Below are 15,098 nucleotides of genomic sequence, written 5' to 3'. Positions count from 1 at the left end.
AACCAGCACGGGGCGTCGGCGGGCGGCAGCTCATACCTATCTTTCAGAAGGTTCTCGAATGGAAAGCACGGCGCCGTCGAACGCCGGCGAAGTCGGCACCGAGAAGAACTCCGGTCCGGATTTCCGGAAAGTGCTTCTGGTTGGAACGGGAGCACTGAGTGTGGCCTTCTTGCCATTCTGGCTGAATTGGCTGGAAGACTATGCTCCGGATGGCGAGATACGGGTGGTGCTGACTCGCTCGGCCCGCCGCTTCGTCTCGGCCGACGCCCTTGCCGCGATGTCCCGACAGCACGTCGTCATCGACGAGTGGAACTCGGTCTCCGCGCCCGACGCCCCGCACATCACCCTCGCGCGCTGGCCCGACGTCGTCCTGGTGCACCCGGCCACCGCCCACTTCTTCAGTCGCTTCGCGCTCGGCGTTGTGGACACCCCGGTGCTTCTGGCGCTCCAGGCCACCCGGGCACTGGTGGGCATCGCTCCGGCCTTCCCGCCCGGCGCGGAGTGTAGCCCGACGCTTCGCGCCCATCTCGACGTGCTTGCCGCCTGCCCCCGCGTCGTGGTGGCGCCCACTGTCCCCGCGCGGAGCGCCACCACCGGCGAAACCTCCAACGGAGGCGTGGCGCCGCTACCCGAGTTGATGACCCTCGTCACGGAACGCCACCGCGTCCTCACCGCGGCCGCGGGGCCTGCGCCCACCGTCCCTCAGGAGCACCGGACATGACCACCGACGTGCTCGCCCCGTCGTCCTTTCCCGCCGCGGCGGAGCTGGTCGCGGAACACGCCACCGGGTGGCAGCGCACGACGGTGCACCGCGTGCCGGACGGCTCGTTCCTGTGGTGGCACCGTCCAGGAGCCCGCCGCCGTGGCCCGCTCACCACGCCCACGGCCGCCCTGTCCCCCGTGCAACCGGCCATCGGTGCAGCCCACTTGCTGCTGCCCACGGCGGTCGGCGACGGCCTCCTATACCGCGCTCACGGGCCCCGGTCCGCTGCGGGCTGGCTCGGTGACCCCCGGCCGGAAGTGGGCGCCCTCATGGCCGATGCCCTTACTTCCGCCGGGCGGGCACTACGCGCGATGCACCAGGTGAGCCCCACGACGTCCGCCGTGCCGGACGGCCCGCCGGGTCCCGCCCGGCTCCGGTCCTGGCTGACCGGGGCCGCCCTCCGCTCGGCGGCGGCCACCCGGCTGCTCGCCCATCTGCGCTCCTCGTGGGGCAGCCGCCGCATCGACACCGTCGTGGACTGGAGTTTCCGACTCCGGGGCACGAGCGCGGACGCCACCGCGTCCGCCCCGCGTCTGCTGCACGGTGCAGCCTCCCTGGCGGCCCTCGTCCCCCCGGTGTCCCGGGGACGAGCGGTGGCCCTGCTGACTGGAGAGGACCTGTCCGCCGGATACCCGGAGGCCGATCTCGGCTGGCTTGTCGGAGAGCTGGCGGAGATGCGCTGGAACGGCAGGCGCACGGGGCTCGACCAGTTTGTCCCGCACGACCACACAGCACTGCAACGCGTGCTGCTCGACGCCTACGGGCCCGAGCACGACGGCCCGGCCGTGGCTCGGGCGGCGGTGCTCCGCGTCATCACCCATCTGCACGACTTCGCGGCCTACATGGATTGGACCGACGAATTGCTCGCCTACAGCGCCTTCGCGGCGGAGCTCATCGACAGCGAGGGCGCCAACGCCCTGCCGGGAGCGGCGGGATGAACGCACTGCACCCAACGACGCAGCACGCAGCGCAGGCCAACTCCGCCGAGGGCACGCCCGTCGAGCCCGCCCTTCAGCGCTACCGCCCGACCGACCTCAGCAGCGCCCCGCAGGTCGACGCCCTGCTGGCGCGCCTCGGGCTGGGACCGCTCGACCCGGCCCGTACTGTCTCCTTCGGCGGCCGCAACGACAACTGGGCCGGCCCGACAACATCCGGCACGCATGTCTTCGTCAAGGCCGTACGGCGCGCGTCCGACGGCTCGGTCCCCGAACTCGACCGCAGCCTGTCCTTCCAGCGGGCCACCGCACACCTGCCCCTCGGCTCTCCTCTCATGGCACCGGCCCTCCTCGGCGCTGACAGGGACGCGGCGCTGATAGCCTTCGAACTGCTTCAGGATTCCCACTCGGGCTCCGAACTCGCCCTGGACGGAGCCTTCGACGAGGATCTCTGCACCGAGGCAGGCCATGCCGTCGGTGCACTGCACGCGCTACCGCACGAGGCCGTCGAACGCCACGGCCACGCGCTTGAGGAACCGCCACTGCCGCCACTGCGCTGGCTCGAAGCTCTGCCCTGGCATGTGGTACGCGACCAGAGCATGGCCCAGATCGAGGCATGGCGACTGACGCAGGATGATGCCGAAGTCATGACCGCGCTGCGCCAGTTGCGGTCTTGTGAGCAGTACGCGCCCAAGACACCGGTGCACTGCGATCTACGGTTCGACCAGTTCGTACGTCACCACAACTCGCTCTATCTCTGCGACTGGGAGGAGTTCCGGCTGGCCGACCCGGCCCGGGACGTGGGCGCCTTCGCCGGCGAATGGCTCTTCCACGCCATCTACTCGGTCTTCGCGCCCGCCCGGAACGGCGAAGCCGACGCCTTCACCGAGTTCGGCGTCAGCCACGAGGAGATCGTCGAACGCGGCGCGCAGAGCCTGCGCCGCTTCGTGCCCCGCATCACCGCCTTCTGGAACGCCTACTGCCGGCAGCGCACCCCTGATCCCGAACTGGCAGTCCGGGCCACGTCCTTCGCCGGCTGGCACATGTTCGACCGGCTCATCGCTACCGCCCAGTGCCACGCCCAGCTCAACCCCCTCGCGCGGGCCGCCGCCGGCATCGGACGCATTTGCCTCCTCGCCCCGCACCTCACCGCGCCCGCGATCGGGCTGGCCCCCGACCTGCAACCAGGAGTGCCCCGATGACTACGCACCAGATGGCAGCACAGTCCATCGGTACCCAACACGCCTCCTCTGACGATGAGTTGGCGCCGCGTCTGGTCCACGCCCTGACCGCGGTGACCTTGCGGGCCGACGCTCGGCATGCCTCGGTCGCGGGCCGCACCCTGACGGCCAACAGCCCGCGCGACCTACGGGGTCAGCTCTCGACGGCCCTCTATGAATGGCTGCACGCTGGGCGCCAGTTACAGGACACCACGCACGGGGCCGACGCGGCCGCTCCGCTCCTCAAGCGGACCCTGCGGGACCCTGAGGTGGAACGACGGCTGACCGCGGCGGTTCCCCACCGCACCGCGCCAGTGCGCGGTCTGCTGCGCGCGGTGGAGGACACCGACGCCGGTCGCCAACTTCTCGTCCGGCTCCCGGACATCACGGCCCGCATCTCCGCTGGCCGACTGTGCTCCGCCGGCGATCCGACACCCGGTGACACCGTCGAACTCTCCCTTGACGCGGCCCGACCCGCGCTCTCCCCCGGCTTCTGCTACGTCATGGGATCCCGTCCGCTGCCCCGCCCTGCCGGTCCCATCCGCCGGATCTTTCTCCACCTCAAGGACCAGGACAGCGCCGTCGCCATCTGGGCCGCCGCCCTGTCCGTGCTGGAACGGACCGGAGCCCGTTACCACGCGAAGGTCCTGTCCGACCCGCAGGACTACCCACGGCGCGACGCCCTGGTCTGCTACCTCCACGGGGACCACGCCCTCAGCGAGCGCGCCCTGGCGGACGCCGTCGTCGAAATGCCCGGACTCGCCACCGACACCTCGGTGTTCACCGAGGAGATCGCCCCGGGCATCGCGGCGTCCTGGGACCCCCAGGACCCGCGCCCCGGCCAACGCGGCCTCAGCTTCGGCCAGCACCGCTGCCTCGCACTGGCCACCGCTCTGGTCGAGCACGCCCTCGACGGCGCCGGAAGCGTCGCGGAACGGATCACGGAATCCTTCCGCGCCGCGAACATCGACCCGCTACGGCCAGCACGCAACCTCACCGACACCCCAGGACACTGACATGCCCGACACCACTCCCCCCACCGCAACCGACACCGCCACCGGCGCACCCGATGCTTCGGATGGCTTCACGACCGCCACCATGACCGCCGCCTACAGCGACGCGCTCGCGGGCGTGTACGACGAGATCTACCCCTCCACCCCGGACCTGGACGACATCGCCGACCACCTCCTGACCCTCACCCACCCCGGTGCCGACGTCCTCGAACTCGGCGTCGGCACCGGCCGCATCGCCCTCCCGCTCGTCGAGTGCGGATTCGCGGTGCACGGCGTGGACGCCTCCGAGCAGATGCTCGCCCGGCTCACCGCCAAGGACCCGCATCAGCGCGTCACCAGTACCCTCGGTGACTTCACCACCCTCGATCTCGGGCGCACCTTCGACGTCGTCCTCGCCCCCTTCAACGCACTGTGCTGCGCGATGACCGTGGACGAGCAGATCGCGATGGCGCACGCCATGGCGCGCCACACCGCCCCGGACGGCCATGTCGTGGTCGAGACCTTCGACCCGAGCGACTACCACGTCCAAAAGCGCAACGAGGTGACCACCTACCCGCTCATCGGCGGTGCCATGATCGAAACGGTCAATGTGCTGCCCGTCTCGCAGAACATGATGATGCTCAACACCCTGTTCCTGGACGGGAAGCCGCCGCTGTCGGCCTCGACGATCATGCGCTACCTGTGGCCCAGCGAACTGGACCTGCTCGCCGGAGCCGCCGGCCTGGAACTCGTCAGCCGGTACGCGGGCTGGCGGCAGCAGCCCTTCGACGGCGGCGACAGCCGCAAGATGTGCGTGTCCACGTACCGCCCGCTGCGATGACGGCACCACCCCACGCGTTCCGGCTCGCCAATGGGCTGCGTCTCCTCTTCGAGCCGCTTCCCGGGCGGAAGTTGGCGGCCGTCGCAGTCACCGTCGGCACCGGCTCCCGCAACGATCCGTCGGACGTCTCCGGCCTGGCCCACATCGTCGAGCACCTGATGTTCCCGCGCGGCCGTGGCCCCGCCGACAGCGGCCACGTCGAGCGGATCGAGGGAGCCGGCGGCGTATGCAACGCCACCACGCACCGCGACTACACGAGCTACCACAGCATCGTCCCGGCCGAAATGCTCGACACCGTCCTTGCCTGGGAAGCCCGGAGACTGACCGCCTTCACCCCCACCGAACCGGTGCTGCGGACCGAACTCGGCGCGGTGGCCCAGGAGATCCGCGAGGCGAGGGCGGAAGCCGGCGCCCTGCCCTGGGAGGCGGCCCTCGCGGCGCTGTTCCCCGGCAGCCGGGACGGCATCGGCGACATCGCGCAGCTGCGGAACATCTCGCCCCAGCAGGCTCGCGCCTTCTTCGACGACCACTACACCACGGACAGCCTCGTGCTGTCCGTCGTCGCCGACGCCACCCCCCAAGCCGTCGCCGACACCGTCGACAACCTCTTCGGTGCACTGCCCGCGGGGTCAACCCGGCCCCCCATGGACACCGCCGCCCAGTGCTCGGCAGCTCGCACCGTGCAACCCGCGCACCCCACAGGCCCCGCACAGACCGATAGCCCTGTCACCATCCGCGCCACCCCCATGCCCGATCCACGCGCCGAACTGCACCACTACGCCGCCCATGTGCTGCTCACTCACCTCCTCAACAACAGCCGTATGCCGTACCTGGTGCGCCGCACCCCCTCGGTGCTCTCCGCCGAACTGCACTGCGGCCACCACGGCCAGTGGCTCAACTCGATTTCCCCGGACCTGCTGCTCGCCGCGGTGCTGCTGCGCCCGGACGCCCCGGCGAGCGCGGCCAACGCCTGGCAACAGCCGCTCCGAGAGCTGGCGGACAGCCCGCCATCCCCCGAGGAGCTGCGCCGCACGCGCAACACCTTCCTTCTGCAGCACTTCAGACACATGGACTCGCCTCTGGGACGGGCTATCGCTCACGGACGGTTCGCCACCCTCTTCCCCGACCGCCCTGGCCTGACCGGGCTCCCCGCACTGTTCACCGGTCTCACCCCTGACGACATGGCCGTCGCCGCCCGCCGGCTGCTGGCCCAGGAATGGATCGTGCTCGCGCCCCCAGGAAACACCGCATGAAGGACACCGGCCACCGACCCGCAGCCGCCACCCACGACCGCTCGGCCCAAGGCCTGCACACCGTCGTCGTCCCCGACCCCGGTGCGCCGGTCGCCGAGATCCGACTCCTCATCCCGTACGCCCGTACCGGCCGGTTCGCCCTCCCCGTCCAGGAACTGCTGCCCGCCTGCCTGGCTACGGGCACGGTCCGGCGCAACCGCCAAGGCATCGTCGAGCACGCGGCCGACATCGGTGCCGAACTGAGCACGGTGGTCACCGCGGAGTCACTGCTCCTCTCCGTCAGCGTGCTGGCCAAACGCTTCCCGGAAGCAGTGGAGTTGCTGGCCGAGGTGCTCCTGAACCCCGCCTACCGCGCCGACGAACTCGACCTCGTACGCTCCCGTGCACGAGCGAGGACCACCGCCAACGGCCCACGTACCCGACTACACCGGGGCCTGCTGCACCACCGTTTCGGCCCGGGCCCCCTCACGGCCGCACCTCCCTCCACCGGCAGTCTCCAGGCCATCACCACCGATGACCTGCACGCCCTGCACCGCGACGCGATCGTGCCGTACGGCTCAGTCCTCCTGGTCATGGCCGACACCGGACCCGACACCGACCGACTGCACACCCTGCTGGCCGATCGCCTCGCCGGCTGGACCGGCGGCCCCTCGGGCCTGGTCCTCCCACCCCTCAACCACCGCACACCACCGGACCATTCACTGATCCTCACCGACGCTAACCCGGACCCGACACAGGCCCTCGTCATGGCCCTTAGCCCAGCCGTCCCCAGCCACTCCCCCTCCCACCCCGCCCTCCACCTCGCTCAGCTCGTGCTCGGCGGATACGGCTCGTCCCGGCTCATGGACCGGCTTCGGACCCGCCGCGGCCTCGCGTACGGGGTCTCCACGACGATCCGCGACACCCGCGCTGGAGCCTGGCTCGAAACCGAGTGCGCGGGCGCCCCCGGCACCGCCGACCGCATCACCCGCGACATCGTGGACACGCTGCACGAACTGTCCGAAACAGGCCCGACCGCGGTCGAGACCGACCGGGCCAGGCAGTACGCGATCGGCTTCACCCGCTTCGGCCTCGCCACGCGCGCCGAGGCCGCCAGCGCCTACGCCGGATTCGTCGCACAGGGCCTCGCCCCCGGCTGGCTCACCACCTACGCCGCCCGCCTGGCCAACACCCACCGCTCCGACATCACCGAAGCCGCCGCCCGTCATCTGACGCCCACCAAGGCCACGTTCGGCATCCTCGACACCCCCCCGCACCACCATCCCAGCCGCCGCCCATGACCCGGAAATCCCCCACCCTCAACAACCACAATCGGACCACATATGACCCCCCTGTCCGCACGCCCCCCGAAGCTCTCCGTGCTCTTCCCGCTCCAGCCGGACCACCCCTCCCTCGTGCTCCCTTTCGTGGACCTGGTCGCCCGGACCGGCGCCCGCAGGCTGTGGTTGTGCCAGTCACTGGGCGCAGAGACCCACCAGACCATCACCTACCTAGCTGCCAAAGGCCCCCGCATCCCGTTCGGCATCAGCGTGACGCTGATGCCACTGCGCCACCCATACGAGGCCGCACTGCAAGCCCGCTCCCTGGCCCTGATCACCGACGAACCAGTCGTGGTGGGCTACGGCACCGGATCATCCGACTTCGTGAGCGGCCTACGCCGCGGCCCGTACCCCAGCCCGCTCACAGCGGCCCGCGAATACCTGGCCTCCGTACGGGCGTTGCTCGACGGTGGCCCCGTCGAGCATCGGGGCGACTACCACCACCTGCACGCCCGCCTGCCACCACTCGGCCACCCTCCGGTAGAGGTCGGCGCGGGCGTACTGCGACCAGGCATGGCCCGCGTCGCCGGCGCCGCGGCCGATACGGCGATCACCTGGCTCACCCCGCCCGTCTACATCAGGAACACTCTTCTGCCCGCCGCCGAAGCCGGTACCGACGCCCCGCACCAAGTCCCGTGCCCCCGCCCCCGGTTCGTCACCGTCGTCCACGCCGCCATCGCCCGACCGGGCCGCAACACGAAGCGAGCGGCCATGGCCGGCGCTCACACACACCTGACCGCCGCCGCCTACACGGACATGCTCCGCCGAGCCGGCGTCCCGGCTCACCCCTCCGATCCCGAGGCCGGCGCTGCGGCCCTAGTGGACCACAACGTCTTCCTGACGGGCACACCGACCGACATCGCCGCCGGCCTCGCCCGCCACGCGAAAGCGGGAGTTGACGAAGTGGTCCTCAACCCAGCCGGCGTGCTGCTCACCGAGGGCACCCCGGCGGCCGTGGCCGATCTTGAGGAGATCATCTCCGCCTACTGCACCATGCACAGTTGAGAAATGCCGGCTGGCAAAGGGTAGTCCCGTAAATGATCTAGGGCTGGCTCGATGACCTGCGTCTTCGCCGTCATCCGGCGAGGGTCAGGTTGTGCAGGCGGGCGATGCCGAGGATGGCGTGGTGGACACCGTCGCCTTTGAGACGGCAGTCGCGGAGGATCTTCCAGCTCTTCATGCGGGCGAAGGCATGCTCGACGCGGGCACGGACTTTGCGGTGGGAGGTGTTGTGTTCCTCTTCCAGGCCGGGAGTTCGGACTGGCCGCGTTCGCGGCGGTGCGGGATGACCAGGCCGGTTCCTCGGTAGCCGCCGTCCGCAATGACGGTGGTCTGGCCGACAGCGGCCTTGGCGCCGGACAGCTCCCACGCTTTGCAGTCGTTGCGGTTGCCGGGCAGAGGCCGGCCGATGGCGACGACGAGCCGGGTGTCGGCGTCGATGTCGACCTTGTGGTTGGTGGAGTACCGGTGGTTCTTCGACTGCTCGGCGACGGTGTGGTCGCGTGTGGGGACCAGGTGAGGTCGGCCCCGGGCGCCCTGCCGACGTTTCCGTCGGTGGGCTTTCCCGAGCCGCCTCCCGCGTGAAGTAGGCCGCCGACGAGGTGAACCGCCCCGGGTTTGATGGAGATCATCAAGCCCCGGAAGGATGCCGATCATGGCTGCTCCCCGTAAGTACCCCGACGAACTGCGTGAACGCGCGACGCGTCTGGCCGTCGAGGCCCGCAAGGACCCGGCCGGCCGGGCCGGCGCGATCAAGCGCATCGCCGAACAGCTGGACGTGCACCCCGAGGCCCTGCGGGGCTTGGTGAAACGGGCCGAGATCGACGAGGGTGCCGTGCCCGGGACCACCCGCGCGGAGGCTGCCCGGATCGCGGAGCTGGAGCGGGAGGTGAAGGAACTGCGGCGGGCGAACGCGATATTGAAGTGCGCCTCGGCTTTCTTCGCCGCGGAGCTGTGCGCCACGAGGCGCGATGTTGATCGAGAGGTGGTGGAAGACCACTTCCGTTGGGCCGTCGTAGCGGCCTGACTGCAGCTTGGGGGCAGCTCGATCCGGGGAACGCCGGTGAGGGTGGCAAGCGGCCCCGACGAAGGCGGGACGTGCCGGAACCGCCAGACGGCGCGGGCCCGTTCAGCGAGGTCAGAAGGTGTAGCGAGAGCGAACCAGTGGTGGACGCCCCGTAACACGAATGAGATACGACCGGGGTGGGTGCTCCCTTTACCCCGAGGCGGCGGTGTCCACCTGGCCGGAGTGACCTCTGCCGGCCAGCGCCTGCCGCTCCTCAACGGCTAGCCATGCACCCCACTCACGCATTCCATCGACGGGGCTTGGGATCACGAGGCATCATCGGGAGTTCATGTACTTCACCCGTCCGGTCTTCCCCTTGACGGTAACTTCCGGATGGAACCGAAGTCCTTGGGCTTTCCCCTGAGCTTCGCACCACTCCGTTACCGGAATCGCACGTCAAGGGCGGGGACGGGTCATACGGACACGGACCCGTGACTGCACCTACAGCTTCATCAACTGCCTCTCCAATCGGTCAGTCCACTCAAATTCGTGCAACTTCGTGTCGCACGGTCGCCCTCCCAGTGGCCTGGGACCGCGCGGTCCTCGGCTTCGGCGGGCCTCTCGCTGATGATGACGTCGGGGGTGACATGACCGCTTGCGCGCTGCCGGGAGCGTGCTCGCGGGACCCGCAGCGCACGCCCGGTGCGCAGGCAGGCGACCAGCTCACGATTGAGGGCTCCGCGCCCCTGGATGTAGAGGGCCTGGTAGATCGCCTCGTGCGAGATGCGCATGGAGTCATCATCATGTTTCCCGCGTGACTTACCTGACCCGTGAAGCCGCCCGGGAGGACGTCACCCGATACATCGAATTCTGGTACAATCGCAAGCGGCTTCACTCGGCGGTTGGTTACCGCCCCCCACAAGAAGTCCACGCCGAGTACGCGAAGTTGCAAGCAGCCGCGTGAAATAGACAGCCGGATCCCTGTCCGAAAACCGCGGAGCCCCTCAAAGTGGGGCGCCACTGACAGGAAAGGCCCGCCAGCCTTCACTGGCGGGCCTTTCGGCTCATATTACCTCACCTCTTCTATTTCCTATTGAGGGTAGTCAGGAGAAACTAAACCAACAGACCTTCAGGAAATCGGAGCGGTTTGGGTGCCGTCTCATTCTTTCGGAAACCCTCCGAAGTGATTCATCCTTGGCTGTATCCCAGGGCATGAAACCTTCGTCTGGGCGTGAGCTCATATCCCCCAGGATGACCCCATGATCGAGCATGTCCGAGATCAGTCGGAGGGTCACATCCATCACCACTTCGACAGATGCCCCGTCGCCAGCTAGCCCTTCCGCCGAGTCCCAAACTGGATGAAAGTTCAGGAGGGTCATCCTGGCGTAGTCGACCAGGTATTCGACTTCTTCGGCATATTCTTCAGCGTCTTCCATGAATATCACTCACTCCCCTCGCGGTCGACGTGGTAGCGCTTGAAACCGTATTCTTTCTGCAGGGGCTTATTGAAGTCGATCGTCGGGTCCACCGTGCGCCCGGCTTCTTTCCCTGAGGAGCTAAACTTTCGGTAGTTGATTTTTCCGCCGCCCTCAAGCGTCCAGGTCTCCACTGTACCCTTTCCTGGAACCGTAGAGACGGTGTCCGGAGGGCCGAATTTTTTACGAATTGCCTGCTGAATCGTTTCGATCTGCTCTTCGCTGATCAGGAAAACGCCCTTCTGGTCTTCCCGTCCGAGGGGCTTTCCGTCCTTTAGCCTCGATCGTTCATGAGGGTCCGTCAGCTTGCTGACGGACCCTTTGTGATGGGTTCTGACGGGGATTTTCGGAGTCTTGGCAGGTTGAGGGCCCGGCTGTCGCGTCGGGTGAGCGCCGGGTTCCACGGCTCCGGTGGGCTGGTGCTGCTCGCAGGGACGGGAAGGTGCTGGTCAGCCGGGGTTCGGTAGAGCGTGGAGACGTTCCAGGGCGCCGGTGATCACGTCGGTCCAGGGCCAGTGCCTGGCGAGGCGGAGGTAGCGGCGGCGGCCGGTGGTGACGAGTTGGGCGGCGGCGGAGAAGAGACGGAGCCGTAGGCGGCGGGGTTCCCAGAGCCGGGTGGCGCCGGTCAGGGCGAGTAGGGGCATCCAGGCCAGAAGGTCCAGGGCGATCTGGATGATCTCGAGCCAGATCTGGTTCTGCGCGGTGTCGTGGAGAGGGAGGTTGCGCAGGCCGGTGGCACGGGCGGCGCGGATGCGGTCCTCGGCCCGGGCCCGCTGGCGGTGGCGCAGTTCGAGGTCGGCGATCGCCTCGACGGCCGTGTTGGTCGCGAAGCAGGTAAGGCGCATGCCGTCGGCGTCGGTGAAGCGCAACTGGGCTCCGGGGTGCGGCCTTTCCTTGCGCACGATCAGCCGAAGGCCCTTGGGCCAGCCCGTCAGGCAGTCGCCGGCGAGTTCGGCGACCCAGGCGCCGTCGCGGATGTCGCCGTCGGGTTCGACGGCGGGCGTCCAGGCCGAGGCCGGGATCTTCAGGACAGCCTGGTGGATGGCGTCGGTGATGGTCATGCCTACCGAGTACGACAGCCACCGCCCGCGCCGGGTGAGCCAGGCGACGAACTCGTGAGTGCCGCCGCCGGAGTCGGTGCGGATCAGCGTCTGACGCCCCCGCCGGAGGTGTTTCGGCAGCTGGGACAGGGCCAGCCTGGTGGCCTCGATGTGGTCGGCGGCGGTGTTGGAGCCCGCGTTGCCGGGCCGCAGCAGGCCCACGACCGGCTCGCCGGACCCGCCGTGACCGTGGTCGACGAACCCCATCAGCGGGTGATGCCCGAACGTCTTCTTCCAGGTCGCGGTGGCGTCCTGCTTTTCGGAGTGCGCCAGGACGAGGACGCCGTCGATGTCCACGATCACTTGCCTGTCCGCGTCCGGCGCCGCGTTCCCGGCCAACCGCCAGACCTGTTCACGTACTTCGGCGCGGGCGGCGCGGAGCGCGGCCAAGGCCCGCTTTCCGCTCGACGCCAGCTTGCCAACCAGCCGCGAGACCGTTGGGTCGGAGGCAACCGGCCCGAACACGGCCGGCTCGGCCCGCAGCATGCCCACATCGGCCAGACAGTCCCCGCCCAGCGCGACCGCGAGGGCCAGATCCAGCAGGATCTTGCCCGGGTCGTGCACCGCCCTCGGACGGCGCCACGGCGCAAGCGCCGCCGATATCGCCTGGTCCAGCCCGGCCTTGCTGACCGTCTCGACCAGCAGCACAGCCCCGGCCTGGGACACCACCGCATGACCGCCGCCCTCAACACGAACGCGTGGATAGGACCCGATACGCTTGTCGGGTAGCCGGAGTCCATTGCTGGACCCCGGCCCCCTCAGAACCGTACGTGCACGTCATCCGCGCATACGGCTCAAGCAAGCCCCAAAGGCTCTCCGGTGTGCAGGGTTTCCTCGCCGCCGTCCACGTATGGGCGTTGGCGGCATGAGGCGTGGGTGAGGCGGAGTTGAACCCCATCCGGCGTCTTCGTCCCCTGGTAAGCGATGTGTTGGGTCTTGATCGCTTTCCGGGTGGTGCGGAGCCACTGCTCCCACTCTCCTGGGGACTGCGGGGACCTGTTTGCGTGCAGGAGCAGTTGCCGGCACCGATGGCAGCGGCCGGTCTGCGTCTTCAGTAGACGCATGGTGGCCCGGTCCAGCGGCAGTGGGGCGCCCTTGCGACGGCGGTCGGCCCAGTAGTCGGCCAGGGCAGGGTCATCCGGGGACGCCCCGCCCTTGACCAGCTGATGCCGGATGATTTTCGTCCAGGCGAACCGGACCAGGTAGGCGCCGCTGTCGCGGTCACCGAACACCCAATTGTCCTGACGTGCAGGATTGAAGCGGCCGAAGTACCGCCTCATGATCCAGCGCCTCGGCTTCTTCGGGTGCCTGGGCAGCGTCCACCGGTAGGTGAGCTGCCATAGGCAGGCGTCCAGCGAGGCGAAGACCTCTTTGGACACCACCGTCCGGTAGTAGGCCGCCCATCCGCGAATGATCGGATTGAGCGTCCGCAGTACTGCCGCAGGCTCCGCGCCGCGAAGGGCCCGGATTTCCTCCCGCAGTCTGCCCCGGATCCGCTTGACGGCCGCTTTGCTGGGCTTGATCAGCAGCTTGCCGCTTCGGTAGCGGCGCACGTTGAACCCGAGGAAATCGAAGCCGGTTTCCGCGTGGACGATTTGAGTCTTGTCCTCGTTGAAGACCAGCCCCCGGGGCGCGAGCCACTCGGCAAGCCGTGCCTTGACCTGCTCAGCCGCAGCGCGGCTGTGGCACATCGCCACGAGGTCGTCAGCGTATCTGACCAGCACAGGAGCGTTCGGCATGATTTCTCCGGCCCGTCGGCCCGAAGGGTAATACCGCACGCCCGCAGCCATCTCCATCCCATGCAGAGCGATATTCAGCAGCACGGGGCTGATCACGCCGCCCTGGGGAGTCCCCTCCTCGGTCGGTGTGAACCTCCCGCGTTCCACGACCCCGGCCTTCAGCCATTGCCGGACCAGTCCCCGGGCGGGGAAAGTACCGAGCCCGGCCAGAAGCTGGTCGTGATCGATGCGGTCGAATGCCGCCGCCAGGTCCGCGTCCAGGATCCACACGCGCTGCGGGTTCTTGCCGCTGAGCGTATTGAAGATGACCCCGATCGCGTCATGGCAGCCCCGGCCCGGGCGGAAGCCGTACGACCTCGCCTCGAACCGGGCCTCCCACTCAGGCTCCAGCGCCGCCGAGACACGGGCTTGATGAGCCCGGTCGACGATGACGGGGATGCCGAGCGGGCGCCGCTTGCGTCCTCCCGCCTTCGGGATGAACACCCGCCGGACCGCGCGGGCCTGCCAGTTACTGCCGCGCTGCTGGATGAAGCGCACCAGTTCCGACTTGCCCGAGGCGGTGAGTACGACCTGATCGTCGATCCCCGCTGTTTTGCGTCCGGCGTTGATCTCCGTCACCCGCCGCACGCTGACCAGCGTGTTGCTCAGGCTCCGGAGCATCAACTTCTGCAGGTTCCTGACCTTCGCCAGGTCCCCTTCCTTCGATGCCGTGAAGATGCGTTGGCGCAGACGGCGTACGTCTTTCTCCGCCTGGTCCCAGTCGATGCCGGGCCAGTCCACGAAGCCGCCCTCCGGTCCGTTCACCCCGGCCGGGGCCGGGGCGTCCAACTTGTCCTTCGGTGCTGTCGCTGCTGTCATCACCCCTCCTCACAGGCTCACCCGGCTCACGTCAGCGTCCTTTCGGACTCGGACATCGGTCCGTATCCGGCGAGTTGACCAAAGCGGCGGCGGAGAGTCCACCGCCCGTAACTGCCTTGGTTTCCTCCGGCCTTTCGGCGTGCCGGCCTTCGCTTCTTGAGCCGTCCTTTCCCGCCGGAAACATCAGCCTTCCTCACGGTCAGCCCACCGCACGTCCGGTATGGACGGGCGGCTTCCGTCGGGGTTTCCACGTTCCGCGTGCCTAAGCTGCGACCGGGTTGGGTGCCCTCTATATCCCGGGGCGGCGGTGTCCTCCCGGGCGACGTGAAGCATCCGCCCGGCGCCTGCCGCGTTCCAGCGGCCTGCCCTGCACCCCGCTGTCACTTCCCACCGGCGGGGCTTTCTCTCACGAGACGTCATCGAGGGTTCACGGTTGTTCACCCGTCCGGTCTTCCCCTTGCCTGTTGCCCTCGGGTGGAACGAAGGCCCTTGGGCTTTCCCCCTGAGGTTCCCCCGAGATGCGGAGGATGTTGACAGAGGGTCAGATGGGACTCATGAGAGGACCTTTGACCATGGCCGCCCCCAGAAAGTACTCGCT

14 protein-coding genes and 2 pseudogenes are annotated in these 15,098 nt (G+C 68.7%); 10 read left to right on the top strand and 6 right to left on the bottom strand.

What is annotated here, in order from left to right; genetic code table 11:
* Positions 1–58: 58 nt before the first annotated feature.
* From lxmD to ACIQE0_RS00045, 8 genes are read left to right on the top strand one after another with little or no spacing between them, the layout of a single operon-like run.
* A complete protein-coding gene (gene lxmD, locus ACIQE0_RS00080; protein WP_402327858.1) occupies positions 59–721 on the top strand; it encodes a peptide terminal cysteine decarboxylase LxmD in 663 nt (220 codons plus the stop codon).
* Complete coding sequence (locus ACIQE0_RS00075) at positions 718–1,701, top strand: hypothetical protein (RefSeq protein ID WP_402327856.1); 984 nt, start codon at positions 718–720, stop codon at positions 1,699–1,701. The genes lxmD and ACIQE0_RS00075 overlap by 4 nt, the downstream gene beginning before the upstream one ends.
* Positions 1,698–2,900, top strand: a complete 1,203-nt coding sequence (gene lxmK, locus ACIQE0_RS00070; RefSeq protein WP_402327855.1) for a class V lanthionine synthetase subunit LxmK — start codon at positions 1,698–1,700, stop codon at positions 2,898–2,900. The genes ACIQE0_RS00075 and lxmK overlap by 4 nt, the downstream gene beginning before the upstream one ends.
* Positions 2,897–3,934 (top strand): T3SS effector HopA1 family protein, encoded by a 1,038-nt coding sequence (locus tag ACIQE0_RS00065; RefSeq protein WP_402327854.1) that lies wholly within the window; start codon positions 2,897–2,899, stop codon positions 3,932–3,934. The genes lxmK and ACIQE0_RS00065 overlap by 4 nt, the downstream gene beginning before the upstream one ends.
* Before the next feature lies 1 nt (position 3,935).
* A complete protein-coding gene (locus ACIQE0_RS00060) occupies positions 3,936–4,751 on the top strand; it encodes a class I SAM-dependent methyltransferase (protein ID WP_402327852.1) in 816 nt (271 codons plus the stop codon).
* On the top strand, positions 4,748–6,004 hold the full coding sequence (locus ACIQE0_RS00055; protein ID WP_402327850.1) for a M16 family metallopeptidase: 1,257 nt from the start codon (positions 4,748–4,750) through the stop codon (positions 6,002–6,004). Before ACIQE0_RS00060 ends, ACIQE0_RS00055 begins: the two co-directional genes overlap by 4 nt.
* A complete protein-coding gene (locus ACIQE0_RS00050) occupies positions 6,001–7,284 on the top strand; it encodes a M16 family metallopeptidase (protein WP_402327848.1) in 1,284 nt (427 codons plus the stop codon). Before ACIQE0_RS00055 ends, ACIQE0_RS00050 begins: the two co-directional genes overlap by 4 nt.
* Before the next feature lie 42 nt (positions 7,285–7,326).
* Positions 7,327–8,328 carry an LLM class flavin-dependent oxidoreductase gene (locus ACIQE0_RS00045; protein WP_402327846.1) on the top strand — a complete coding sequence of 334 codons (1,002 nt, stop codon included), beginning with the start codon at positions 7,327–7,329 and terminating at the stop codon, positions 8,326–8,328.
* A 70-nt stretch (positions 8,329–8,398) separates the two neighbouring features.
* Here the strand turns inward: ACIQE0_RS00045 and ACIQE0_RS00040 are convergent.
* Positions 8,399–8,838, bottom strand: a pseudogene (locus ACIQE0_RS00040) (transposase); the annotation flags it as partial.
* Positions 8,839–8,977: 139 nt separating this feature from the next.
* Between ACIQE0_RS00040 and ACIQE0_RS00035 the strand changes: the two are divergent.
* Positions 8,978–9,349: a transposase gene (locus tag ACIQE0_RS00035; protein WP_402327845.1), complete on the top strand. Its 372-nt coding sequence runs from the start codon at positions 8,978–8,980 to the stop codon at positions 9,347–9,349.
* Positions 9,350–9,897: 548 nt separating this feature from the next.
* Here the strand turns inward: ACIQE0_RS00035 and ACIQE0_RS00030 are convergent.
* Positions 9,898–10,131, bottom strand: a pseudogene (locus ACIQE0_RS00030) (transposase); the annotation flags it as partial.
* Between the two features lie 11 nt (positions 10,132–10,142).
* On the opposite strand from ACIQE0_RS00030, the gene ACIQE0_RS00025 reads away from it, so the two are divergent.
* A complete protein-coding gene (locus tag ACIQE0_RS00025; protein WP_402327843.1) occupies positions 10,143–10,292 on the top strand; it encodes a hypothetical protein in 150 nt (49 codons plus the stop codon).
* Positions 10,293–10,431: 139 nt separating this feature from the next.
* On the opposite strand, the gene ACIQE0_RS00020 is transcribed toward ACIQE0_RS00025, so the two are convergent.
* From ACIQE0_RS00020 to ltrA, 4 genes are all read right to left on the bottom strand, one after another.
* Positions 10,432–10,764 carry a hypothetical protein gene (locus ACIQE0_RS00020; RefSeq protein WP_402327842.1) on the bottom strand — a complete coding sequence of 111 codons (333 nt, stop codon included), beginning with the start codon at positions 10,762–10,764 and terminating at the stop codon, positions 10,432–10,434.
* A gap of 5 nt (positions 10,765–10,769) precedes the next feature.
* Entirely contained in the window at positions 10,770–11,207 is a 438-nt protein-coding gene (locus ACIQE0_RS00015; RefSeq protein WP_402327840.1) for a hypothetical protein, read from the bottom strand.
* A 45-nt stretch (positions 11,208–11,252) separates the two neighbouring features.
* Complete coding sequence (locus ACIQE0_RS00010; RefSeq protein ID WP_402328608.1) at positions 11,253–12,617, bottom strand: IS1380 family transposase; 1,365 nt, start codon at positions 12,615–12,617, stop codon at positions 11,253–11,255.
* Positions 12,618–12,697: 80 nt separating this feature from the next.
* Positions 12,698–14,500, bottom strand: a complete 1,803-nt coding sequence (gene ltrA / locus ACIQE0_RS00005; RefSeq protein WP_402327838.1) for a group II intron reverse transcriptase/maturase — start codon at positions 14,498–14,500, stop codon at positions 12,698–12,700.
* Positions 14,501–15,098: the final 598 nt, after the last annotated feature.

It is taken from the genome of Streptomyces sp. NPDC093097 (genome assembly GCF_044754325.1).
GTDB lineage: Bacteria > Actinomycetota > Actinomycetes > Streptomycetales > Streptomycetaceae > Streptomyces.
This window is presented reverse-complemented; position numbering and strand designations above follow the sequence as displayed.